The 224-nt window shown below is 59.4% G+C and carries 1 pseudogene; it reads right to left on the bottom strand.

The features are described from left to right. Positions 1 to 180, bottom strand: a pseudogene (locus H6B10_RS18805) (hypothetical protein); the annotation flags it as partial. Positions 181 to 224 lie beyond the last annotated feature (44 nt).

Here is a 224-nt window from a genome sequence, read left to right as displayed (position 1 = left end):
ATCCGGCTGGGAAGACCCGGTGCCACCGACGAGGAGGTGCTGGCGGCGGCGGAACGGGCTCAATGCGGAGAATTTCTGAAACGGCTGGAAAAAGGAATCTATACCATGGCCGGCAATGGCGGCGTTCATTTTCTCCTCATTCTCCGGGTCCAAAAAAGCGGTGGCCTCATCCAGTACCACGATAGGAGCGTCCTTCAAGATCGCCCGGGCCAGTGCGATCCGCT

The sequence above is a fragment of the Gemmiger formicilis genome (assembly GCF_016901605.1).
Taxonomy (GTDB): domain Bacteria; phylum Bacillota; class Clostridia; order Oscillospirales; family Ruminococcaceae; genus Gemmiger; species Gemmiger formicilis_B.
This window is presented reverse-complemented; position numbering and strand designations above follow the sequence as displayed.